Below are 25809 nucleotides of genomic sequence, written 5' to 3' on the forward strand. Positions count from 1 at the left end.
TAAAAAAGCCTCATAAGTGTTTGAAACTTATGAGGCTTTTTAGTTGGACAAACTAGTGCTTTTTCTGGCTGGCTTTAAAGAGTAATTCTTTCTCTTCTTTGCTCAGTTTTTCATATCCTGACTCTGAAATTTTATCCAGAATGGCATCTATAATTTTTTGGTCAGGCATACCATTTGAATCAGTAGCAGTGGCGTTGGTGTATTTTTTATTCTTCGTGACTTTTAAACGAGGCTTTTTACTGAATAAACCTGCAAGAAAATCTAAGGTAGATAGAATTGGTCTTCCAATGTCATTTCCTTTTTGCATTGATCTGATATACACAAAACCGATTAGTGCACCTCCTAAGTGAGCAATATTACCACCTGCATTAGGGCCTGCAATTCCGAATAAAGAAAATGCTACAGGCACTATCGCGATGTACTTCAATTTGACTGGACCAAATAAAAGCAGTGGCACTTTATAATCGGGAGAGAGTGTCGCTAATGCAATGATAATAGCATATACACTGGCTGAAGCACCTACAAGTCCGCTAACGCCTCCTTTTGCAGCTACAAGTGGAGGAATAAGATTATAGGATAGTAAATAAATAAGTCCTCCTGCTAGGCCTCCAAGTACATACAAGGCTAATACCTTCCTTTCTCCAATCATTTGTCCGAGTAAATCTCCGAACCAATAAAGTAATAGCATATTGAAGATGATATGCAGAAAATCATTGATGCTATGAGAAAAGAAATACGTAACTAAAGTCCACGGATGAAATAGGAAATCTACAATATCTGGTGGTAAGGCGTAATTTCTGAATATGTACTGTTGGTAAAATCCGATGTTGCCTGTGTATTTACATACAAGGTATACCAATGCAGAAAGCACGAAGATTGCCACATTGATAATAATCAGCCTCGGAACGATATTATTTGGCCGATTCCACACAGATTTAAAATCATTTACGAAGGTGTTCATGGTCGAAGGAATCGCTTATTTAGTATGATAGAATACGGAACAAAATATGAGTAGGTTCTTTATTCTCTATATTTCTTTAACAGATAAGATAAAAAAAATATCCAAAAGCGGAGAACCACTTTTGGAACTTACAAGCATCTCTTAATAAAGTCTTTGAACTTTCCACATTTTTAAGAGAACATAGGCAAAACCCATCCCTAAAATGTGCGCCAAGTGAGCTACATTGTCACCCGGACTTTGGAGCATTAATTCGTATATTTCATAGGCTCCATAGAACATTACTAAGAATTTTGCTTTGATTGGTATTGGAGGGAATAACAACATCAATTGCATATTCGGGAAGATAAGTCCGAATGCCATGATGAGTGCAAAAATAGCCCCCGATGCACCAACCATACTATAATTCAAGTGCTGATCGTAGAAGTACTGAACATATTGAGTAGCTTCATTGATATATACTTTATTTGAAGGGTCGGCAGGGAAGGTAGTGTGCATAAACTCATAAAAATCCATGCGGTGTGCAGGGTTCAATTGATTAAACTCAGGGCCATAGTTGGTGAAGAAGTCAATAAATGCTTGAGGAGTCGGGTTGGATACAAAAGCATAATAAGCATCTTGAATCTGAGTCATTTCAAAGTAATTGATACCTCCATAGATAAGTCCTGTACCAATACCTGCAATCATATATAATTGTAAGAATCGTTTTGAGCCTAGTACTTGTTCCAGTAAAGGTCCAAAAATGAAGAGTCCGAACATGTTACTGAAAAGGTGCATGAAGCTCCCGTGCATAAACATGTAAGTAACAAATTGATAGATCTGAAAATCGGGAGACCCCGGATAGTGATAACTAAACAAGTTGGTTACATCTATATTAAAAGTACTCCTCAAAAACTCGACAAGTATAAATACACCGATATTTATGATGAGTAAATTCTTAACTATAGGTGTGATCTGTCTTCCCATAACGCACTATTTTTTTCTAATTGAATCTCTTTTATCTCTAATTGCAGCACTCGTTTGTCTCTGAAAGTATTTTCAGTGAGCGAAAAACATAGGGCAAATAGTTCTCCATTCTCAAATAATGACATTTCGTCAGCTTTATTGAAGGCTATAGCTTCAAAATAACGGTAAGAATGAGGGTGTTTTACCTGTAATTTAAGGTGTTTGCCTTTAAGAATACGAATTGGAGAAGCTAAAGTTAAATTTCTAACACAGAAAACAGGTCTTCTGTTTGATGGTCCGAAAGGAGCTAACAGTTGTAACTGCTCATAAAATTCTTCTGTAAGCTCACTTAAACTTAGCTCAGCATCTATATTAATCGATTTTTGAAGAAAAGACTGTCCATATTTCTTGTGCATGCTTTCTTCAAAAACTTCTTGAAAAGCAATCAAGTTCTCTGCTTTCAGACTCAAGCCTGCAGCACTTGCATGTCCTCCAAAAGATTCAAGGAGATGTTTACAATCAGAAAGTAAGCCATGGATATTAACACCTTCTACCGATCTGGCAGAACCTGTGAGTAAGCCATCTTCATGTTCTGTGAGGATTATTGTAGGTCTATATTTTTGCTCAATACATCTTGAGGCCACAATCCCAATAATTCCTTTATGCCATTCGGGGTGGTATAAGACTGTTGTTAGTTTCTCTTCAGGTATATTATCTAAGAGTTCTAATGCTAAAGAGGTCGCTTCTTGATCGTATTTTTTACGAAGTTGATTTTTCTGTTCAAGGTCAAGACTTAATCGGTTTGCTTCTTTTTCATCGTCAGATATGAGCAGTTGTAAGGCAAGATTTGCATGAGCTATACGACCTGCTGCATTTATACGAGGGGCGAGTTTGAAAACAAGGTCATGAACATCGGGCAGAGCAGGGACTCCCGCATGATAAAAGAGTTTTTGTAACCCTAAAGTCGGGATGTATTGAGAGAATCTTTTCAGTCCTTCTTGTAGTAAAATTCTGTTTTCTCCTTCAACAGGTACAATATCAGCTGCAATACTCAAGGCTACTAGGCCTGTCCAATTCCATAGTAAATCTTCTGGAATCTCATTTTGAATGGAAAAGGCTTGCAGAAGTTTGAAACCAATACCACAGCCACTCAACTCCTTGAGTGGGTAATCACAATTTTGCTGTTTCGGATTTAAGATCGCAAAAGCTTCGGGTAATTCTTTAGAAGGCAAATGGTGATCACAGACGATTACATCAATCTGATTTTCTTGTAGTGTCTTTATATTTTCTTGTTCACTGATTCCACAATCAAGAAGAATAACGAGTCCACAGTTCTCTTCTATTGCATACGTTACTCCTCTTTCAGAAAGTCCGTAGCCTTCTTGGTAACGATCGGGAATGTAATAAGTGAAGTTTGGGCAGGCTTCTCTAAAAAATGAAATCATCAAAGCGACAGAGGTGATTCCGTCTGTATCGTAGTCGCCGTAAAAAAGAATCTTTTCATCATTTTCTACAGCCTCTGTTATTCGATCAGAAGCTTTTTGCATTTGAAACATGAGAAAAGGATCATGAAGATCGTGTAGGTGAGCTGAAAAAAACAAGCGAGCTTTCTCCTCTGAGGAGATTCCTCGTTGTAGGAGAATCTGCTGTATCAGAGGAGAAAGCTTTTGAAATGTTTTTGGTATATATGCTGAAGAAATTGGTTTAGGGAAAATCCAACGAGTGGATGACGTTTTTATCATGGAGAAACCTGTAAGATATTCAATACTTCAGGAAAAATAGTACCCCAATTCATATAAACCAAGAAGCCCGCGGCACATACTAACAATCCAGTAAAAAGTCCACCCCAAAATAGCCCCATGTTATAGCGGTATTCTTTTTTCTGAATCTGATTACTGAGTTCTTCGGGCAAACTCTTCAGAAGCATCATTCTATTTTCAAGTCGGTCTATTTGCTTGTCCAGATCTACTGTAAGCTTTTGTTTATCTCTAAACTCATCGAATTTTTCTTGAATGGCAGATTGAAAGCCTTCTAGTAGTTGCGAGGTATGACTTTGAGTAACCTTGATTTCTTTCAAGGTATCTTCCATGTCTTTCTGCTGGATTCTACTGATTGAAGGTGATTTCTTCTTTTTAGAGGCTACAGCAATTACGATAATTAGTAAAAGCACTGCACCACCTGCATAAATAAGCCAATCTGTATGTTCTTGCCAGTTTTCGAAAGCTTGAAACCATTTGTCGTTCATATGTACTATCATTTGATTGATGTTAAGGGGCAACCGAATAACGGTATGTTAAACAGGGGAGTTCTACACATGTAAGGCTTTGAAGACAAATGGAAGAAAAGTATTACCTATGTAAGTTTTAATATGGATAACAATTTTTGGGAAAAGTGTTAAATTCTTGTATAAAATTTCAAGGATTCAAACAAATTGAAAATGCTTAAGTTAAAGTTGACTAAATTTGAGAATAAAAGGGTAGAAAAGAGACCTTTAACTTAATAGACTAAACAAAAAGAAAACGATTTTAAAACACGACCATGAACGCTACGCAGTTTATTCCTATTTGTAGGCGGCTTGCATCAATTATATCTTTTGATTATAAGTCTGAATCTTTAAAAGATCAATTTAATAATGATACAAACTACGAAGATAATGTAGTTGCCTTTTTACAGGATTTAAGCAGTAAAGCTCAGAAAATAGATTTGGCACTGATCCGCCACCAAGTAACGGTATCGGATTTTCAGCAGCTAGTAGCAGAAGCAAACTATCCTATATTTAGCTTTTACGAAGAGCAAGGGAAGCTAACTCCAGTCATTTTCTATAAGCCCGACCGAAAGTCATTGAGTGCCTATGCCTACTTCGATAATGAAGAAGTGCTTCTAGAAGATCCTGAAGATGCCCTGCCTTTTATTCATATTAATGCAGAAGGTTTAGTAGAGTATGTAGCTCCTATTCCATTAGACTCTTTGGTGAGTAGTGATAAAGATTTAGAAAAATCAAAAGGGCCTGTTCAGCGATTGATGGCGCTGTTGGGAGCTGAAAAGAAAGACATTCTTTACATCTATTTCTATGCTATCATTATTTCTATTATCAGTTTGGTACTTCCTGTGGGGGTTCAAGCCGTTATTGAAATGGTAGCTGGTGGTGTAGTATTTGATTCCATCGCACTTCTGATCACAATTATTATTGTAGCTACACTCGTGACAGGAGGGCTTCAGATTATGCAGATTAGTCTCGTGGAGATTATCCAACGACGGATATTTGTGAAGGCTGCCTTGGAGTACACATACAGATTGCCAAGAATGAAGGTTGAGTCTATCTTGGGAGAATATGCTCCCGAGTTGATGAACCGATTCTTCGATATTCTAAATATTCAGAAAGGTCTTCCTAAGTTACTAATTGATTTGTCTGCCGCAGTTTTACAAATCATCTTTGGTTTGGTACTGCTTTCTTTCTATCACCCCTTATTTATTGTATTTGGTCTGATACTCGTTTCTGTCCTGATCGCACTCTTCTATTATACAGGGCCTAAAGGACTTAGGGCAAGTTTGATCGAATCAAAATACAAGTATAAAGTGGTACATTGGCTAGAAGAAATAGCCAGAACACTTTATTCATTCAAATTGGCGGGTAGTGCAGGATTATCTGTAGAGAAAACAGATACCTATACAAGTAATTACCTCAGATACAGGAAAAAACTATTCAAAGTCTTAATCGGACAGTATTCATATATAGTAGTTTTTAAGACCTTAGTGACAGGAGGATTATTGACTATTGGTACTTTTTTGGTTATCAATAGAGAAATAAATCTAGGTCAGTTCGTAGCTTCGGAGATTGTGATTGTTTTGGTATTAGGAGCCGTTGAGAAATTGATTCTTAATATTGATGTGGTTTATCAGTCACTAACAGCTGTTGAGAAAATAGGATATGTAACTGATATTCCATTGGAGCGCAAAGGAGGAATTCATATGCATAAGGAAACGGAAGGTATGGATATAAAAATCAAAGACCTTTCTTATTCTTATCCGAATGCTTCGCGTAAGGTGCTTCAAAATATCAACCTTGAAATAAAAGGAAAGGAAACTGTTTGTATCACAGGATATAATAATTCGGGTAAAGCCACCCTTATCAATATTATATCTGGATTGATGGAAAATTATGATGGCTTAGTTTCTTTCAACAAAATTTCCTTAAGGGATATCAATCTTAACAGTTTAAGAGATACTATTGCAAGAAATGTTTCTGAAGATGAACTCTTCGATGGAACAATCTTGGAAAATATCACAATGGGTAAAGCCAAAGTAAAGTACCAAGATGTGATATGGGCATTGGAAAGTGTCAACTTATTGGACTTCGTGAATATGCAAAAAGATGGTCTTCAGACCATGATTACATCAGGAGGACAAAGCTATTCAAGCAGTATTGCGAGTAAGCTTATTTTGGCAAGATGTATTGCCGAACGTCCGAAATTGCTTATTCTGAACAAATCATTTAGCAAGATCAATAAACCAGAAAGGTTACAATTGATTAGCTTCTTGATGAACAAAGAAAATCCATGGACACTTCTATGTATTTCAAATGATCCTTTAATGCTCTCGGCATGTGATCGAGTGGTATTAATGGATAATGGACAAATTGCTTGCGAAGGTTCTTACGAACAAATGATCAAGAATGACAAATTCAGAGATTGTATGATTGATCCTGATTCTATCATTTAATTCTGAAGACCTAAACCAATCGAATTATGTTAAAGATTTCATCTAAACAGTCTGCAGACAGAAATTTATACGACGAACGACTGAATACAATTGAAGCGCTGCATACACCAAAAAATGCGAGAGCATTAGCAAGATGGCTTTTGGGTATCTTCTTATCTTTCTTCATTGTATTATTTCTGCCTTGGCAACAAAATATTAGAGCAAAGGGAGAATTGACTGCCTTGAGTCCTTCGGATAGACCTCAGGTGATTCCATCGCCTATTGATGGGCAGATTTCTGCTTGGCATGTCAGAGAAGGTCAGTATGTTGATTCTGGACAAGTTTTGATCACTATTTCTGAGATCAAAGAAAAATACATTGACCCCGAATTACTGAAACGTTTGGAAGAACAAATGACCGCCAAAGAAGAGGTAATTGAGGCAAAGTTCAATAAAGTGAAAGCTTATGAGAAGCAATTAAAAGCCATGAAAAATGGTTTGGAGTTTAAGTTGAATCAGAACACCAATAAAATTGCACAGTCAAGGCTAAAGATTAGTAGTGATAGTATCGACTGGCTAGCGGCACAAGTTGACCTCAAAAACTTTGACCGTCAGTATAAGGCCAATCAAGCTTTATATGATAGCGGACTAATTCCTTTGGTGAAATTAGAATCGGCTAGAAGTAAGTTTCAATCGAGCAAAGCAAAAGAGCTTTCTCAAGAAAACAAATTCAATATGAGTAAGGCAGAACTTCAAAATGCCTTAATCAGTAGAAATAGTATTCAAGCGGATGCTTTCGGCAAAATAGCCAAAACAGAATCTGAATTGAGTGCCACACTCGGTGAAATAGCGGAGTCACAAGGGCAACTTTCAGATTATCGAAATAAATACAGAAATATTGAGATTCGTACTGGAATGCGTACCATCAAAGCCCCTCAAGATGGCTATGTGGTAAAAGCATTATCAAGTGGTATTGGTGAGAACGTAAAAGTGGGTAAGTCACTAATGAGCTTGATGCCGAAAGATCCTCAATTGGCTGTAGCAATGGAAGTGAAAGCCATGGATGTACCACTTCTTGATATTGGTAGACATGCTCGTCTTCAGTTTGACGGATGGCCTGCAATTCAGTTCTCAGGATGGCCAAGTGTTTCGGTAGGTACTTTTGGTGGTAAAGTAGAAGTTATTGACTACGTAAGTGGAAAAGACGGAAAATATAGAGTATTAATTACGCCAGATCTTCGAAATAAACGAGACGACCAATGGCCTGAACAACTCAGAGTAGGTTCTGGGGTCTATGGTTGGGTCTTGCTAGACGAAGTTCCTGTATGGTACGAACTATGGCGTCAGATCAATGGATTCCCTCCTAGTTTGAAGAATAAAGAAGAAGCGGAAGCGGCGGAAAAGAAGTAGCAACTAGATGATGAGTAGAAGAACGTATGGATAGGATCAGAAACTATTTGATTGGTTTTTTCACAATTTTTCTTTCGAGTAATGTACTGATGGCGCAAGAAGACAGCACCAAAGTATTTCAGCTTGAAGATATTTATCAGTTGGTACTCCAAAATCATCCTGTAGCTCAACAAGCTTATTTACTTTCGGAAAATGCTCGTATGAACATCCGAATGTCTAGAGGCTATTTTGACCCTACGGTTGGTTCAGACTTTAATAACAAACAATTCAAGGATACCAATTATTACAGACTTTGGGATAGCTATTTGAAAGTACCACTTTGGATTGGTGAACTGAAAATGGGCTATGAGAAAAATACAGGAGAGTTTCTGAACCCAGAGTCAGATACCAACTCAGAAAAAGGATTGGCCTATGTCGGTATAGAAATTCCGGTTTTAAGAGGGCTTCTTTTTGATGAACGAAGAGCCGCTTTGCGAAAAGCACAAGCATTCCAAGCCGAAGCCGAAGCAAAACAGGTAAGTACAATCAACAAATTGATTCTTCAGATCGCTAAAGATTACTGGAATTGGTATTTCACGTACCACAGTTATCGACTGGCAGAAGAAGGTTTTCAGTTAGCACGTTTCAGATATAGAGCTGTAGTAGATCAAGTAAAACAAGGGGCGTTGGCTGCCTTGGATACTGTAGAAGCAAAAATTACAATTCAGCAAAGAGAAATCAATGTACAAAATGCATTGGTAGCTTATCAGAATGCAGGAATGATTCTTTCCAATCACCTTTGGGATGAAGATGGAAATGAAGTAGAAATGAGTAATGCCTTAGTTCCTGTTTCGGTTCCGATTTCAGAGTTACCAACAAGTTCATTGGAAGAACTTTTACTTTTGGCAAGACAGGCTCATCCAGACTTAAGAGTCTTGGACGCAAAGTATCAGCAGCTTGATTATGAGCGAAAGCTAAATGCAGAGATGCTGAAGCCAAAGTTGACTTTCAAGTATAACTTCTTGAATAGAACCCCAATTTCAAGCAATAACTATGATGCCGATTTCTTTGTAGAAAACTACAAGGCAGGGGTTTCTTTCTACATTCCATTATTCTTGAGGAAAGAAAGAGGAAAATTGGGTATGACCAAAGTGAAGATGAGCCAAGTACAATTGGATCAATTGAATTTGAGAAGAACAATTACAACGAATATTGGTCAGCAATACAATGTAGTAGAAAACCATTTCAGAGTCATGGGTATGCAATCTGATATGGTAAGCAACTACAGAAGATTACTTTCTGGAGAAGAGCAAAGATTTCAAGCAGGAGAAAGTTCTGTATTCTATGTCAATGTTCGAGAAGGAAAGCTTTTGGAAGCAGAAACCAAGTTATTCAAGATCAGAGCAGATCTAGCAAAGTCTTTGGCTGAACTCAGATGGGCTTCTGGTTTGGGTGTAGAATAAAGATATTTTTAATTTGAAGTATAAATAAAGCACTGAGCGTAAGCTTGGTGCTTTTTTTATGGAATTACTTTTCATTAACCTGATACTATATTCACCTTTTTGTGTATCTAAATATCCTTGTTGAGGTAAAATAATCGTATTCTTTTATTTTAGTCGATCAATTCACATTAAAATAAAAACATGCGATATCTATTTTTTACAATTACTCTATTTCTATATGCTGTTCAGCTCATGGGACAGGCGGTACAAGATTCAAGCAAATTAACCTTAGATCGAATTTTTGCTTCTTCAGAATTCCGACAAGAATATGCTCCCCAAATCCAATGGATTGATGGCGGGGAAGCTTATATCACTATTTCTTGGGGAGAAAATGGGCAAGATATCATCAAATATAAAACAGCAACGTCTGAGAAATCTACACTTGTATCTGCTACCGAGCTAGTACCAGAAGGAAAAGAAAAAGCTTTATACATTGAAGAAATTACGCTTTCAGAAGATGAAAGTAAACTCTTGATTTTTACCAATTCATCTAGAGTTTGGAGAGCCAATACCAAAGGTGATTATTGGATCTATGACCTAAAAACAAAGCGACTCTCTCAGATTGGAAAGCAATTTCCAGCATCGACATTAATGTACGCTAAGTTTTCCTCAGATAATAGTAAAGTAGCTTATGTACAAGCATTCAATTTATATGTAGAAGAGCTTGAAACAGGAACGCTTACACAGCTTACAACAGATGGTGGAGAAGGAATTATTAATGGAACATTTGATTGGGCTTATGAAGAAGAGTTTGGTTGTAGAGATGGTTTCCGTTGGAATGAGAATGGAAATAGCTTAGCATTTTGGCAAGTAGATGCTTCTAAAATCGGAACATTCTACATGATAAATACAACCGATTCTATTTATTCAAAACCAATTCCAATCCAGTATCCTAAAGTAGGGCAAGACCCTTCTTCTGCTAAAATAGGAGTAGTTTCATTATCTGATCAAAAAATCAAATGGATTCCTCTTGAAGGCTCATCTATCCAACATTACATTCCGAGTATTCAATGGGTAAATGAAGAAACTCTACTCATTCAGCGTATGAATCGCCTACAAAATGAATTGGTAGTCTGGACGTACAATGTGAATACAGAAGAACTTAAAGCAGTTTATACTGAGAAAGAAGATACATGGGTTGACTTGAACTACAATGATATTTCGGCAGATAATTGGGGAGCGAATGCGCTACAATTGGTTGATGATAAAAAAGCCTTTCTACGAATGACAGAGAATGATGCTTGGAGACATATCTATAAAGTAAACATAAAGACTGGAGAAAAAACGCTTCTTACAGATACCGATTTTGATGTTGCTTCATTTGTATCGGTGACTTCATCGCATGTATATTTTCATGCTTCTCCTACCAATAGTACACAACGTTATTTGTATAGAGTTGACTTAAAAGGAAAGAACAAAGTAGAGCGAATTACACCTAAAGAAATAACAGGGACAAACCTTTATAACTGTTCTCCAAATGGAAAATATGCAATCTATAAGCATAATAGTGCACTTGAAGCGACAGCCGTAGATGTAGTTTCTTTGCCGAAACATAAAGTGTTGAATTCGATGGTAAGCAATAACAAATTCAGTACGAAAGTGAGGGAAATTGCTTTGCCTGAAGTCGAGTTCACAAAGGTAACCACCGAAGATGGTTTAGAGATTGATGTCCGCATGGTGAAACCAATCAATTTTGATCCGAATAAAAAATATCCTGTACTTTTCCATGTTTATGGCGAGCCTTGGGTGCAAGTAGCTACTGATAGTTGGATTGGAATGTGGAATATCTACTTGGCTCAACAAGGGTACGTAGTGATTGATATGGATAATAGAGGAACGCCTTGTTTGAAAGGAAGTAAATGGAGAAAAAGCATTTATAGAAAAGTTGGCGTAATCAATGCACATGACCAAGCTATGGCTGCCAAAGAAATCTTGAAGTTAGATTACTTGGATAATGAACGTACAGCCGTTTGGGGATGGAGCGGAGGAGGTTCTATGACCTTGAATTTGATGTTCAAATATCCTGAAATTTATACAACAGGAATGGCAGTGGCAGCAGTTTCGGACCAATTGATCTACGACAATATTTATCAGGAACGTTATATGGGTTTACCTCAAGACAATCTTGAAGATTTTGTGGAAGGGTCACCTGTTACGCATGCGCATAAGTTGGAAGGAAATCTGTTGGTTATTCATGGTACTGCAGATGACAATGTGCACTATCAGAGTATGGAGTTATTGGTAAATGAGCTGATAAAACACAATAAGCAATTTCAGATGATGTCTTACCCAAACCGTGCACATGGTATTTATGAAGGGAAAAATACTCGAAGACATCTCTATACATTATTGACTAATTATCTGAAACAACACGTACCTGTAAACACTGAAAACGGTGTTCAATAAATAAGGCATTTATACCGTAGGAAACTTTAAACTTCCTACGGTATATTTTTTAGTAGCATTCCGATCATTCAATGTTTATACATCTCCAATTTTCTCATATTCTATTTGTAATATGAGTCTTCTATCCTGTCTTTTTTGAGTTCAAGCCTTTCCAAAATTGTATTTTCCTTATTTTATATCGACTTTCGTCTGAAATTTATTACGATTTTCTTCGGGGCAGGGTGAAATTCCCTACCGGCGGTGATAGTCCGCGACTCCTTGTAAAAGGACTGACTTGGTGAAATTCCAAGGCCGACAGTTAAAGTCTGGATGAGAGAAGAAAATGGAAGACTGTAGTTTGTGTAGTATTATTTCTTTTGAGAAATGAGATAGTGTCTTGTGTACAAGCTTTGTATTTGCAGGTGACTGTTTCATTCTTTTTCTCAATTGAAAAATACATTCTATGATTACAGCTTAGTCGTATGTTCTTTATTCTGAAGAATGTACACGAGCCTCCTATTGCCCTGACAGATTATCATGAACATTGATAATACTGAGGAACACATGAAAACTATTGAGAATTTTGGAACTGACTACAAGTCAAGAGTAGAAAATGCAATCCTAACACTTCAGCAAGGAAAAGGCGTACTTTTGGTAGACGATGAAGATCGTGAAAATGAAGGTGATATCATTTTCCCTGCCGCAAGTATGACTCCAGAAGATATGGCTGTGATGATTAGAGAATGTAGTGGTATTGTTTGTCTTTGTATCACCGATGAGCGTAGAGAGCAATTAGGTCTTCGCCCAATGGTAGAAAACAACAATAGTAAAAATCAGACGGCTTTTACCGTTTCTATTGAAGCAAAAGAAGGGGTAACAACAGGTGTTTCTGCAAAAGACAGAGTTCAGACCATCCGTACGGCAATTGCTGAAAATGCAAAACCAGAAGATTTGGCAAGACCAGGTCACGTATTCCCACTTACGGCTAAAAAAGGTGGTGTTTTAGAGCGTAGAGGTCATACAGAAGGAAGTATTGATTTGGTGAAATTGGCAGGACTAGGCGATACTGCGGTTCTTTGTGAGCTAACCAATGAAGATGGAACAATGGCACGTTTGCCTGAAATCATTGAATTTGCAGATAAAAAAGAAATGACTGTAGTTACAATTGAAGATATTGTTCAATATATCAGTAACAACTAAGTTCTAGCGAACTAATAAAATAAAAATTGACTCCTCAGCGACACTAGAAGATTTCGTTATTCTTCAAGTATCGTTGAGGAGTTTTTTTATTTCTTATGCTTGATATCCATCCAATAGCCTAAATCATCTTTTTCGTATTCTTCAATGCTAATCGGATTCTTACTTTTGATGAGCCGAACACTTTGTGTACTTCTAAAGTAACGGACATCAACGAGTGTATCTTGAAATTGAAAGGTGGAAAATCCCCAATCATAGAGGTCATAACGCATATCTATGGCTTTCCCATAGTTTGAAATTTCTTCAACAACCTTGAAGTATTTGGACAGGGCTTCATTGTATTTTTTGAAGTCTACTTCTTCAATGTAGTACTCATGACCGTTTACTGTTATATCGTAACTTTCTTTGAAATGACCATATTTGATCCAACGGGCTTGGCTTTCTTTCTTAATAATAAAAAAGAAAACAACAGCTGATAAGATGATAAGAATCCACATAACTCCTCCTTTTTTCTCCTAATCGTTGATATAACAAAGGTCTTGAAATTTAGGCTGAGAATAAAGGTAATTACTACTTCTTGAATGGTACTTTTTTCCCATTTTACTTCTCTCTTAAAGCTGAAGGAGTTACTCCAAATTCTTTTTTGAAACGACTAGAAAAGTAAGGCAAATCGGTAAAACCAAGTTCTAATGCGATACTTGTCAATGACTCATTACTTCGTTCAATCCGTTTGTAGGCTTCTTGAAAACGCTGTTGCATCACAAATTGACGAGGAGGGAGACCAAAAGCTTTTTTGAAATTATTTCTGAGCTTCGACTCACTCATATGGTACTTCTGACTAAGTTCTTTAACCTCAGGAGGATTTTTTAGCTTTAGCATCAGCTCTTCTTTCATATTCAAAAGCGTTTGAGCATTTACATCTAGATAGCCAAATTCTCTTTTTTCCTCTAATCTTTTGCGGAGCTGAACAATGAAATGCGTGAATAAATTGAGACAAGTGGCATTGCTATAACCAATGCGACCGTATTTAATCTTTTGAAGATCGAATAGTTTTTGGAAGTCATCTTGCATCTGAAGATTCATTGTTTCGTAGAGCATCCAAGGTTTCGGGTTATTTAAAAATTGTTGGAGTTCTGGAAATTGATCATTGGTATATTTATCCCAATCTTCTACTCTTATTCGCATAGAGATTAGGCGAACAGTTTGCCCTTTGGGATAAATAATATCAAGAGGATTTTTAGAACTATACATACAAGCGCCATTCGTTTGATTTAGCCCAATAGAATTCAACTCCTCTCCTTTTTGCCATAAATGCCCTTGCATCACAAAACGAATAATAAAGAGTTTTTCTTTCTCGTTTTTAAGCTCTTTAAAAACAACATCTTCATTGAAGTGCATTTTGCTAATGACACAATGGAGCCATTCTAACTTCTTGTACACTACGGATTGAATGCTGAAATCTTTATGTGAGATTTCGAGTTTTTCCCCATCCCAAGAACCACCATATTTCTGTAGTAGAGAAGGAATGGCATCTTCGATATTATTTTGATTCAATTGGATGACAATGGATGGTTGGGGAATATGCATAGGTTAATATTTTATCTTAGATCTAGTTTCATAATCACTGATTAGCAGTTATTTGGTAGATCTGTTGTTTTCTTAAAGATATTTGCTGTTTTCTTAAATAAACATTTTTTGCCTTTTTCCCTCCTTTGTAGAACCTAATTTAAACACATTATCAATCTATATTTTAAGATGAGAAAGACCTTTTTATTAGCCCTTTCTCTTATGACTTTGGCATTTTCTGCATTGGCACAAGAGAAAAAAGGAGGACTAACGGAAGAAGAATTGAAAAAAGCCAATAACCCATTGGCCAACATAACAGCCTTTAGTATCCATAATTACTATTCGCCATCTTTAAGAGGCGTAGACGGAGGTAGTACTAATGCTACGATGCTTCGTATGGCTAAACCTTTAGCTGAAGGTAAGCTTTTAGTGAGAGCTACGCTTCCTGTTTTCAATGCAGATATTCCAGGATCTACAACTTCTGGACTTGGAGGAGTGAACGTTTTTGCAACTTATACAATCACAGATCCAAGTGCAGGAACACTAATTGGTATTGGACCAATGGTGACATCTCCTATGTTATCAGGTACGATGTCAGTTGATGGAAATGAAGTAGAAGATGCTTTTGATGATTCTTCATGGAGACTTGGTGGTGCTTTGGTTATTTTCAATGCGAAGAGTAAAATTGTTCAGTATGGAGGTTTGATTACCTATGAACATTCAGTAGGCTCAGATATTGAAAAATCTACAAGTCAAGCCATCATTCAGCCTTTCATGATGCTTCAGTTGGGCAAAGGAACTTACTTGCGTTCGTCGGGATCAACAGTACTAGATTTCACTAATGCAGATTACTTTGCTCCTGTAGGTATGGGTATCGGTAAAGTATTGAAAGTCGGTGACTCTGTTATCAATATGTTTTTCGAACCACAATACACAGTATATTCTAATAAAGAAGGACATTCCAATATTCAACTTTTCTCAGGAATTAATTTCCAGTTCTAAGCAATTATCATCACAAGAATTTGGTGGATATTCATATATAAACAAAAAGTCAGAAACTGTTGGTTTCTGACTTTTTTTACAAGAATCAAAAATTGATTCTAGAGTTTGATACCCATGAGTAGAATGTCATCGGTTTGAGATTCATTTCCCTGTAATTTCCATTCCTCTAGATAAGAGTCCAAGAACTCAGATTGGGCATTCATATCGAGATGACTATTCTTTTTCAGTAAGTTTCTAAAATGCCCTGCCATTATTTTCCGATTATCTTTTCCTCCAAACTGATCTTGATAACCATCAGAATACAGGTAGATTTTTGTATTTGGCTTTATGCGTACACTATGTGTATGGAAAGAAGGCTTATTCAAATAGATTTTCCCTCCTGCACTGAATCTATCCCCTTTTAAGAGTTGAGTTGTCGTATCTGAGACTACGATGAATAATGAAGCTTTTGCTCCAGCAAAATGAAGCTCATGGGTACTTTTATCGAAGAGGCATACAGTACAGTCAATGCTATCATTGTTTTGAGTGATAGATTGTTGTAGTGTTTTTGTAATACCATTGTGAAGTTCAGAAAGAATAACATGAGGGTCTGTAATATTTTTTCTGAAAATAATCTCGGATAGAAGCTGTTTACCAAGCATACTCATCAGTGCACCTGGTACACCATGACCTGTACAGTCTGCCGAAATAATGATGATTTTATCTCCACACTCTTCGATCATGTAGAAATCACCCGAAAGAATATCTTTTGGTTTATAGATGATGAAATAATTCTCAGCACCTAACAGTCGTTTAACTTTTTCTTCAGAAGGTAGAATTGAGCTTTGAATACGATGAGCGTAGTTGATGCTGGAAGTGACTTCATTATTTCTTTTCTGTAGGCGAAGTCCTATCATTTCAAGCTCTCGTTTTTGTGTATTCATGAAGGTATTTTGCTGCGAAAGCTCTTCATTAGCTTCCTGTAATTCCATACTACGTTCTTCTACTGTTTCTTCTAATCCTCTGTTCAATTCATTCAATTGACTACTTAATATCTCAGTCTTTTTGTAGGTCTTAAATAGTCTGCGAGAAATCATGGCACCTTGTACAATGATAAAACTAAAGAAGCCAATACTTACCATATCAAAAGACTGGATTAAGTCTCTGTGATAAAGAATGTCATTGAAAATGGTGAATAGCAATATCAAAACACCTCCCATAAAAATGATTGCTCCTGTGCGTTTTCGCTTAACCACCAATATCATTACATAAAAAGTGTAGAAGGCTGTAAGAGCAATGATTGCTTGTGTTACACCAACTAAAGATGTGAAAAAATGAGGCGTTGCACAGGCTGTTATGATTCCTAAAACAGCCGAAACAAAGGCTGTAATTAGCATAAACGGACGAGGTGCATCTTTTGGATAAACACAATAGATAAATGCAGAAAGCGAAAATATAGGGACTATGATTGTGAGGTATTCTATACGAAGAAGTAAAGCCCAAGGGAAACTTGGGAATAATTTGATCATAAGAAGCTCTCCCATCACAAGTGTGCGCAGTACCAACACAAAACAAGTAATTGCAAAATACAGTGGAGCACGGTCTTTTAGCCTGAACAGATATAGGAAAATGTGATAAATTCCCATTATCATAAGACAACCGATAAGAAACATATCTTTCATGATTGCTTCCTGACGTTTCTGTAAAACGGTTTCGGCAGTACCCATGTAGAACTCATCCATTGCACCACCTTTCTTATGATCGAAATTGGCAATCTGTAAAACGATTTCTATTTCATCTGATTTTGGGAAGAAAGTAGGTGTCGTAATTTGGTAAGCAGGTTTATAACTATCTTTTTGAGCACTCAATTCCCCGACTTTTACAATCATTGTTCCATCTACAAAAAGCCGATAAGACGCCGCTATTTTAGGCATTCGAATAGCTAATTCTTGCTTTTTGTGAAAGTGGTGCTTTACTCTCAATCGAAATGTATGTGCTCCGTATTCGGAAAGATGAATATCATCTATAGCTTGGTTTACCCATTTATTTGCAATCTGATGAAATCTAGGTGATTTGAATATCGTATTGGAATCGGATGGTGTTAATAACTGGTCTTTATAAAGCTCCCATTCTCCATTGATTGAAAAATAGGACGTATCGTTTTGGTCTAATGTAGAAATATCCAGAAAGCCTTTGATTGGTTGGGTCAAGTCTGAAGTTTCATTAGCATTAGTGGTTAATTGAGCACACAGGATTAATGTGAGTAAAACAAAAAATCTGATAGTATAAATCATAATACAGAGTACCTTAAATACAAAACAATCAGTAAGTGGATGGCTTACTGATTGCTTTGTTTTGAAATTATAGTCTGATACCTATCACCAAGATATCGTCTGTTTGTTTTTCTTTCCCATCTTTTTGCCAGTCTTGAACGATGTTAGCTAATAGCTCTTTTTGTTTCTCGAAAGGCAATAAGAAGTTTCGTTTCAATAAGCTTCTGAAATTCTTCGCTAAGAATTTACTGTTGTTTTCACCACCAAACTGATCTTGATAACCATCAGAATACATATAAAGTACAGTGCCTTTTTCGAAAGTAATTTCTTGAGTTTTGAACTCTGGCGTACTAGTACCTCCTTTTCCTCCGGCACTAAATCTTTCTCCTTTTAGAATGTGTTCTCCTTGGTCATTGATAAGTAGAATTGATGATTTCGCCCCTGCAAAGTACAATTTGCTATCATCGTCATCGATTATACAGATCGAAAGATCAATACTGTCATTGTTCTGAGTAATGTTCTGTTGGAGTGACTTCATAATTCCAACGTGCAACTCTGCTAAAATCTGATGCGGAGTTGTAATATTTTTTCGGAAAATAACTTCAGACAGAATTTGTTGTCCTACCATACTCATAAGCGCACCTGGCACTCCATGACCTGTACAGTCAGCAGAGATAACAATCACTTTTCCATCTATCTCTTCTACCATGTAGAAATCACCCGAAAGAATATCTTTTGGTTTGTAAAGTACAAAGTAGTTTTCCTTACCTAAAAGCTGTTCTACTTTGGTGGCAGATGGTAGCATAGAACGTTGAATTCTATGGGCATAATTAATACCTGCCGTAATCTCTATATTTCGTTTTTGTAAGACTTGACTTACCTTTTCTAGTTCCCTTTTCTGATTGTTGATGTACTGATTTTGAAGGCTTAATTCTTCATTTACTTCAGTAAGATCTTTTGTACGCTCTTCTACTGTAGCTTCAAGGTTCTGATTGGCATCATTTAATTTTTGAGAAAGATCTTCTGTACGGTTAAATGCCGATGACAATCTGTACGATAGCATAAAACCTTGTGTGAAGATAAAACTAAAGAACCCAATAGCCATCATGTGTCTCGTATGTATCACTTCTTGCTGATAAAGCATGTCATTTACGATACAGGCAATAAAGAAAAGAACACTAAAAGCAAAAATGATAGAACCTGTAACCCTCTTTTTCAATGCTAAAATGATAAGGTATATACAGTATAAAGATGCAACACCAATCACAGCATGAGATACGGGTACGAGGTAAGAGAAGATTGAGGCAGGAGTTACTAGGGTAATAAGCACCATAATTGCTACTGCAATACCAATTCCTGTAACGAAGTTCTTCGACCTGTTTTTAGAGAATACAAAATAGACAAAAGTTGCTATCGAGAAGATAGGTACAAAGTAAGATATATATTCCATTCGTGTAAGTGCTACCCAAGGAGTTGATGGGAATAGCTCTAACCAAAGGTATTCTCCTGTAGAAAGTGTTCTGAACGCGATGGAAATACATGAAATGGCAAAATAAAGTGCTGATCTATCTTTTTGTCTGAAGTAATACAACATGAGATGATAAAGTCCCATAGCCAATAAACATCCGACAAGAAATAAATCTTTCATTACACTAAGTTCTCTGGTACTTCTGATTGTTTCTTCAGAACCCAGATGAATAGAGTCCCAAGTACCTCCTTTTCTGTGGTGATAGTTTGAAACTTGAATGATAAATTCTGTGGATTTACCCTTTACACCAAAAGTTGGGACACGTGTGTTATAGCCTGCTTCGCCTTTTTCTTCCTGATCGGAAACATAGCCTGTGACTGCTTTTAATTCCCCATCTACATAAAGACGGTAAGATGTAGCCAAAGTAGGTATTTTTAAGCCTAATCGAGTACCTTCTTCAAGCCCATGTTTCATAACGAGCCTGTAGGTTCCATAACCGTAAGGACTGATTATTTTATCTCCTAAAGTTTGTTCCGACCAAACTTCAGGCATATGAATAAAATGAGTTTCTGGATTGGTATTGATGAAATCAATTGGGTATAATAATTCATTCCAATAAAATTCCCATTCTCCGTCAAGCTTCGATAGTTCATCATAAAAAGATTCCTCTTTTTCAGATAAGTCTAAAATACCTTTTTGAATTAAGCTTTGCTGAGGAGTTTGAGCAAATGCGGTGTGTTGAAAAAGTAGAATAGGTAGAAGAAAAAAATATAAAAATAATCTCATCAGATCAGATTGTTAGTGTTATCGGTGGCAATATAGCCAATGTAGCCCAAATAATTCAATCACAAACATTTAAACAATATGTATTTGAACTAAATTAAAGCTAGGTAAGGATACATAACATCTTGAAAAGACGATATTTACAAATATCAGATTATGAAAGGGTTAAGGCTGGTGTTTGTATGATGTTAAAGAAAGAGTATTCTTGAGATATTTTATTAAAATATATTCACAAATATTGATTCAATCTTTATTTAGTCTAAAATTAGGCTGATAAAAAAGAACAAATTCATACAGAAAGAAGCGATGATATTCATTCGCATGGTGTATTTATAATTCGCAAAATCTAAGTCTTTGAATACTTTTCTAGACCAATAAGTGAAGTAAATAAGAATAGGTTGGGTACAAAGAAGGTAAAATAGAATATGAAGATTCAGGTTATTTTGCCAATAATAAAAGATAAATCCGATACCTGTAACCAAGAAAATTCCTGCCGAGAAAAATAGTGTACCTTTTATACCAAGTAGTCGGCTCATTGTCATATCACCTCTTTGTTTATCTTCCTCATGTTGATAAATCTGTGTGAGCGGGTAATTGGCAAAAAGCATTAGGGTACACAAAAATGCAGGGAATAGATATTTATCTTGAAGTAACTCACTGATTTCAATATTTGCCAAAGCTAGTATTGTACACAGGTATACCCAAGCCCCTTGAAAGTTTGCAACCACAAACCATGAGAGAAGCGGTAATTTCTTCAGTCTGATACTCGGGTGACTGTATGCTTTAGAAACTAAACCATAGATAAGTACACCTAACATAAAGGGTGTACCAATGAAAAACCATGATAACACAAGTGCAATCAAGTCCATGACTAGCGAAGTGTACAAAAGGCTAGTATGTACGGGCGGAGGAGCTTCTATCCCACCAATACTTCCTTCGTCTTTATCGTAAAAGGAATTGTAGGCATTACTCGCTGGGTAAACGAACAGGTGCCAAACAAGAAAGATGATACCTACTTTGAATAGGTCAAGATCATCTAAGTTACCTACGGCGAATAAAAAAATAGGCATAAGCCAAATTGAGAAAGGGATTCTCAAATGTACCAGTGTACTCTTTATATTCGCTTGACTAACTTTCTGCATCTTTCTTGAACATAGTGAAGACGAAATTTAATAATTGTTGTATAAAAATGGGTGCAAGTCCTTCTATTTCATCTCAAAAAGATAAAATTAATACTTAAATTCGCACTCTAGTTTAAATAATGAGTGAATTTAGAAGAAGAGGAATATCGCTAATTCACTTTATTGCAAGTTTGAGAAAGTCACTTTTTATACCTCTACAATACGCCAATTTTCAATCTGTAGAAAAGTGAAATTTGTAATTCAGACCTGTTTAGGAATGAAATACGTTTAGAACAATGTTTTGGGTTTAAAGACTACAAAATGTACTGTTTGCTTTCTAGAAATGGTAAGATTGAAACTCTTTCAGAAGGTCTTCTCTCAACTTTAGTCATTAAATAAGAATAAGATGTCCGTACACAAACCAGGAATAAAGAAAGTAACAACCCACCAACTTCAAGCCATGAAAGAACGTGGAGAGAAAATCTCAATGTTGACGGCTTATGATTTTACAATGGCAAAAGTATTAGACCAAGCAGGGATAGATGTGCTATTGGTTGGTGACTCCGCTTCAAATGTAATGGCAGGGCATGAAACAACATTGCCTATTACACTTGACCAAATGATCTATCACGCTCAGTCTGTAGTAAGAGGTGTCGATAGAGCGTTGGTGGTTGTAGATGTTCCTTTTGGTAGTTACCAAGGAAGTTCTTCAGAAGCACTTCGTTCTTCAATCCGAATCATGAAAGAATCGGGTGGCCATGCCGTAAAAATGGAAGGTGGTGAAGAAATTGCTGATAGTGTAAAACGTGTGCTTAGTGCAGGTATTCCAGTGATGGGGCACTTAGGACTTACGCCACAATCAATTTATAAATTTGGGACGTACTCAGTAAGAGCAAAAGAAGAAGAAGAAGCAAAAAAATTGATCTCTGACGCTAAACTTTTGGAAGAGTTAGGTTGTTTTGCGATTGTTCTAGAGAAGATCCCTTCAGCACTTGCTGGCGAAGTAGCAAAAGCTGTAAAAATTCCTATCATTGGTATTGGGGCTGGTCCTGAAGTAGATGGTCAAGTACTGGTAGTACATGATATGTTGGGAATCAATAAAGATTTCAGTCCTCGATTTTTGAGAAGATATGCTGATCTGCACACAATTATGACGGATGCAGTACAAGGCTTTATCAAGGATGTGAAAGACAGAGACTTCCCGAACGAAAAAGAAAGCTATTAATTTAGTAAATAAGTTAAGTGCTCAGATAGTGGAGCATTATTTTGTGAGAAAGAAATGATGAATGATCCTTTTCAGGTGATTTATGAAGATAATCACCTAATTATCGTCAATAAAGAAAGTGGTATCCTAGTTCAAGGAGATGAAACAGGAGATATGCCTCTTTCTGAGATGGTCAAAGAATACATAAAAGAAAAATATAATAAGCCAGGAGCTGTTTACTTAGGAGTGGTTCACCGTATTGACCGTCCAGTAAGTGGTTTGGTGCTTTTTGCAAAAACTTCGAAGGCGCTCGAAAGAATGAACAAGCAGTTCCAAGAGCGTAAAGTGAAGAAAGTGTATTGGGCTCTTGTAGACAAGCGACCAGAAATGGAAGAAGAAACGCTTGTACACTGGATTAAGAAAAATCCAGAAAAAAATAGAGTAACAGTACAGCAGTCTGACCGAAGAGGTGGACAGCGTGCAGAATTGACTTACCGAATTAAAGCAAAAGTAAATAAATACTACTTGCTAGAGGTAGAGCCAAAAACAGGTCGTCCGCACCAAATTAGAGCACAGCTGGCTGCAATGGGTTGTCCAATCTTGGGTGATTTGAAGTACGGTTCTCAGAAAAAAATAAAAGGAGGGCGTATTTATCTTCACTCTAGAGCTTTAGGCTTTATTCATCCAACTCGTAAAGATGAGACTTTGATCACGGCTCGTTTGCCAAAAGATCAGCGTTGGAGTGAATACGAAGGCGTATAAATTTTTCTTTTTAGAAATAGTAAATCCCAACTTGGAGAATACTCAAGTTGGGATTTTTTGTATGAATGAAATATTTAGGCTAGTCCTAATACTTTGTCGCAATTAGTTCAATCACTCGATCTGGGTAATCAGAAATAATGCTGTACACAGGGTATTCCATTACTTTCTTGATGTCATCTACTTTATTTACCGTCCAAGGAATGATTTTAACATTGTTCTTTTTCGCAAAGTCAAATACATGCTTGTTTAGGTAAACATAGTCTGGACTATATGCCCAAGGAATAAAGCCAAGTTCATTAATATTATCGGCAATAGATCGACTGTTTTCAACAAGTAAAGCCAATCGGAACTGAGGATATTTTTTCTTTAAGACTTTCAGCGTCTCAATATCAAAACTCTGAAGAATAACTTTGTCATTTTTTCCGTATCGATTGATTTCCGTAACGACCAAGTCGGCATAGGTATTCACATCAGGGTGATAAACACCATCTTGCTGGGGTACTCTTTTAATCTCGATATTATACTCAGGCTCTTTTATATTATTTTCAGTGCAAACACGCTCAACCATTTCAAATACATCTCCTAAAAGTGGCTTTTCTACAGCAAAATTGATTTGTTCGGGAAATCTTGGATGATTTTTTTTACCTACATCATATTTTTTGATTTCCTCATAACTCATTTGATAAAGATTATGGCTTTTTTCTGCACCCTCAGAAATTATTTTTCCTTCTGGTGTTAGGCTAATTTCATGATTGAAAAAAGGCTCGTGAGAAAGTACGACTTGATGATCTTTAGAAATCACAACGTCCATTTCTAAAGTATTTACACCTAGTTCAATTGCTTTTTGGAATGCAGGTAGTGTATTTTCAGGATAAATACCACGACATCCTCTGTGACCTTGAACTCTAGGACGTTGAGTGCTAGATTCAAATGAACAGCTGAAAAAAATCAAAGACAGAAATAAAAAAATTAAAATAGATAGATTACGCATATTGATAGAAGACAATTTTAAGCCTAAATATAAAATCCTATGATTGACTTTATACTAACTTAATAATAAAAAATCCGCACCGCTAAAAAGCAGTACGGATTCTGATTATAATCTTGGTAAAATGAATTCTTTTTTAACCTCTCTTATTGTGAAAACGGATACCTGCATGGAATCCAAACCATCCATTCATTTCAAATTGTTGGCTGCTATAACGAATTTGTTCGCCTGTCCAAGGGTCATAATGACTATGTCTGACGGTTTGGAATGATCTGTTATAGAAAATATTGCTCTCTGAGAAGCTCGGCATTTCTTGTGCTCCAAGTGAAGTTTCTCTGATCTGTAGATTGAAAGAAGGTCCGAAAATAAGTGATGTATTTCCAGAGAGTTGAACGGCAAAATTAAGTCTCATCTGATTTAGTAGGTTTAATTGATTTGTCCAAAATTCATTTTCTGCTACTTGGTAAGTCATGGCTTCTATTCCCATTTTAACCCAACCATCGTGTGCTATTTTCCATTGTGAACCGATACCTAGACCAATTCCCCAACGTTCATAATCGTTGTCAGACTTTTGATAACCAAATCCGATCATTGTATAGAAAGGATCTACGCCAACTTTATAAGTACCTGTAAGTTGGAAAGAGTCGGTATAGGAAAACTCCATTCCTCTAAAACCATTTTTTCGGATTACATTAATCAAACCGATAGGCGCACCTGTCAGAGAATCGGCAACATTGATCAGCCCTACCATAGCTCCAGTGCTATTTTTACTTCTGTTGATTAGTCCAAACTGAGCACCTTTCATGTTGCCAGTTCTATTGATTACACCAATTTGAGAACCTTTTAACTCGGTCGATTCATTGAGGATACCAAATTGACCACCAGTGGCATCTTTGGTGATATTTACGACTGATATTTGAACACCTCTAAGGCTTTCTGAAATATTGCTAACTCCTGCTACTTGGAAACCCGTCACTTGGTTTGTGATATTTACCACACTACCAAATTCGATTCCTTGTAAGCCCCCGTTATAACCTGCAATCGCATTTATAGATATTCCATTATTATATTTTTCTGAAGAAATACCATTTGTACCGATTGGGTATAAAAATGATAATTGTGCTGGTCGGTATTTCAATTCTTCTGAACTTTCCGTTTCTATAGCTTGCTCTTGAACAACAGAAGCTTCAATTTCTACCTTAGTTTCTTCGGCCTCTGGTTTTTGAACAATTGTTGCCTTTTCTTCTGAAGAGGTATTTTTTAGAGTATCGGTATCAATGCCATTTCTTTTTTTGAACAGCGCCATTTGATTGTAGAACCTGTTCAGTTTGCTTTGGGTAGAATCAAGTTGTGTGTCAAGACTATCAGATTGATTGACTGATTGCTTAATAAAAAGTTGTTTTAGGTATTCAAAATCAGAAACTTGTTCCTTTTTCTCTTCTTTTTCTTGTCCTAAAACAATTGAAAAAGGGTTTGCTAAAAGGGTAATTGATAATAGAAATGTAAGCCAAGTCGATTTCATTAGTATAAAAATTTTGGTTTTGGTTTCGCTTATTTATCTATCAGTTTCCTTCACTTTCAAATACCCCT

The 25809-nt window shown here is 36.5% G+C and carries 19 protein-coding genes and 1 riboswitch; of the genes, 8 read left to right on the plus strand and 11 right to left on the minus strand.

The window, feature by feature from the left end:
• Positions 1–52: 52 nt before the first annotated feature.
• From BC781_RS23045 to BC781_RS23060, 4 genes are all read right to left on the minus strand, one after another.
• Positions 53–961, minus strand: a complete 909-nt coding sequence (locus tag BC781_RS23045) for a rhomboid family protein (RefSeq protein WP_109622463.1) — start codon at positions 959–961, stop codon at positions 53–55.
• 141 nt (positions 962–1102) lie between these two features.
• The gene (locus BC781_RS23050) at positions 1103–1924 is read right to left on the minus strand and encodes a rhomboid family intramembrane serine protease (RefSeq protein ID WP_109622465.1); all 822 of its coding nucleotides are present in this window, start codon (positions 1922–1924) and stop codon (positions 1103–1105) included.
• A complete protein-coding gene (recJ, locus tag BC781_RS23055; protein WP_109622467.1) occupies positions 1900–3645 on the minus strand; it encodes a single-stranded-DNA-specific exonuclease RecJ in 1746 nt (581 codons plus the stop codon). The genes BC781_RS23050 and recJ overlap by 25 nt, the downstream gene beginning before the upstream one ends.
• Positions 3642–4160 (minus strand): hypothetical protein, encoded by a 519-nt coding sequence (locus BC781_RS23060; protein ID WP_146201763.1) that lies wholly within the window; start codon positions 4158–4160, stop codon positions 3642–3644. The genes recJ and BC781_RS23060 overlap by 4 nt, the downstream gene beginning before the upstream one ends.
• Positions 4161–4441: 281 nt before the next feature.
• Between BC781_RS23060 and BC781_RS23065 the strand changes: the two genes are divergently transcribed.
• The 5 genes from BC781_RS23065 (at position 4442) to ribB (ending at position 13076) form a co-directional block, all read left to right on the plus strand.
• Complete coding sequence (locus BC781_RS23065) at positions 4442–6622, plus strand: peptidase domain-containing ABC transporter (RefSeq protein ID WP_109622472.1); 2181 nt, start codon at positions 4442–4444, stop codon at positions 6620–6622.
• 26 nt (positions 6623–6648) lie between these two features.
• Complete coding sequence (locus BC781_RS23070; RefSeq protein WP_109622474.1) at positions 6649–8010, plus strand: HlyD family secretion protein; 1362 nt, start codon at positions 6649–6651, stop codon at positions 8008–8010.
• 26 nt (positions 8011–8036) lie between these two features.
• Positions 8037–9452: a TolC family protein gene (locus BC781_RS23075; protein WP_109622476.1), complete on the plus strand. Its 1416-nt coding sequence runs from the start codon at positions 8037–8039 to the stop codon at positions 9450–9452.
• A gap of 180 nt (positions 9453–9632) precedes the next feature.
• Positions 9633–11897, plus strand: a complete 2265-nt coding sequence (locus tag BC781_RS23080) for a S9 family peptidase (protein WP_109622478.1) — start codon at positions 9633–9635, stop codon at positions 11895–11897.
• A 203-nt stretch (positions 11898–12100) separates the two neighbouring features.
• Positions 12101–12222: riboswitch (FMN riboswitch) on the plus strand.
• A 191-nt stretch (positions 12223–12413) separates the two neighbouring features.
• Positions 12414–13076: a 3,4-dihydroxy-2-butanone-4-phosphate synthase gene (ribB, locus tag BC781_RS23085; protein WP_211323957.1), complete on the plus strand. Its 663-nt coding sequence runs from the start codon at positions 12414–12416 to the stop codon at positions 13074–13076.
• Between the two features lie 86 nt (positions 13077–13162).
• On the opposite strand, the gene BC781_RS23090 is transcribed toward ribB, so the two are convergent.
• Both BC781_RS23090 and BC781_RS23095 read right to left on the minus strand, forming a co-directional pair.
• Positions 13163–13570 (minus strand): hypothetical protein, encoded by a 408-nt coding sequence (locus BC781_RS23090; RefSeq protein ID WP_109622480.1) that lies wholly within the window; start codon positions 13568–13570, stop codon positions 13163–13165.
• Between the two features lie 103 nt (positions 13571–13673).
• Positions 13674–14660 (minus strand): helix-turn-helix domain-containing protein, encoded by a 987-nt coding sequence (locus BC781_RS23095; protein WP_109622482.1) that lies wholly within the window; start codon positions 14658–14660, stop codon positions 13674–13676.
• A gap of 168 nt (positions 14661–14828) precedes the next feature.
• On the opposite strand from BC781_RS23095, the gene BC781_RS23100 reads away from it, so the two are divergent.
• Complete coding sequence (locus BC781_RS23100; protein WP_109622485.1) at positions 14829–15641, plus strand: hypothetical protein; 813 nt, start codon at positions 14829–14831, stop codon at positions 15639–15641.
• 98 nt (positions 15642–15739) lie between these two features.
• Here the strand turns inward: BC781_RS23100 and BC781_RS23105 are convergent, their stop codons facing one another.
• The 3 genes from BC781_RS23105 to BC781_RS23115 form a co-directional block, all read right to left on the minus strand.
• Positions 15740–17914 carry a PP2C family protein-serine/threonine phosphatase gene (locus BC781_RS23105; protein WP_109622486.1) on the minus strand — a complete coding sequence of 725 codons (2175 nt, stop codon included), beginning with the start codon at positions 17912–17914 and terminating at the stop codon, positions 15740–15742.
• 67 nt (positions 17915–17981) lie between these two features.
• Positions 17982–20147, minus strand: coding sequence for a 7TM diverse intracellular signaling domain-containing protein (locus tag BC781_RS23110; protein ID WP_109622489.1), 2166 nt, complete (start codon positions 20145–20147; stop codon positions 17982–17984).
• Positions 20148–20398: 251 nt separating this feature from the next.
• Entirely contained in the window at positions 20399–21286 is an 888-nt protein-coding gene (locus BC781_RS23115) for a UbiA family prenyltransferase (RefSeq protein ID WP_245935652.1), read from the minus strand.
• Positions 21287–21671: 385 nt separating this feature from the next.
• On the opposite strand from BC781_RS23115, the gene panB reads away from it, so the two are divergent.
• Together panB and BC781_RS23125 are read left to right on the plus strand one after the other, a co-directional pair.
• On the plus strand, positions 21672–22490 hold the full coding sequence (gene panB / locus BC781_RS23120) for a 3-methyl-2-oxobutanoate hydroxymethyltransferase (protein ID WP_109622491.1): 819 nt from the start codon (positions 21672–21674) through the stop codon (positions 22488–22490).
• A gap of 54 nt (positions 22491–22544) precedes the next feature.
• Positions 22545–23231 (plus strand): RluA family pseudouridine synthase, encoded by a 687-nt coding sequence (locus BC781_RS23125; protein ID WP_109622493.1) that lies wholly within the window; start codon positions 22545–22547, stop codon positions 23229–23231.
• An 85-nt stretch (positions 23232–23316) separates the two neighbouring features.
• Here the strand turns inward: BC781_RS23125 and BC781_RS23130 are convergent, their stop codons facing one another.
• Entirely contained in the window at positions 23317–24183 is an 867-nt protein-coding gene (locus tag BC781_RS23130) for a glycerophosphodiester phosphodiesterase family protein (protein ID WP_211323959.1), read from the minus strand.
• Between the two features lie 172 nt (positions 24184–24355).
• Entirely contained in the window at positions 24356–25741 is a 1386-nt protein-coding gene (locus BC781_RS23135; RefSeq protein WP_109622497.1) for an LA_2272 family surface repeat-containing protein, read from the minus strand.
• Positions 25742–25809: the final 68 nt, after the last annotated feature.

Source organism: Sediminitomix flava (assembly GCF_003149185.1).
Classification (GTDB): domain Bacteria; phylum Bacteroidota; class Bacteroidia; order Cytophagales; family Flammeovirgaceae; genus Sediminitomix; species Sediminitomix flava.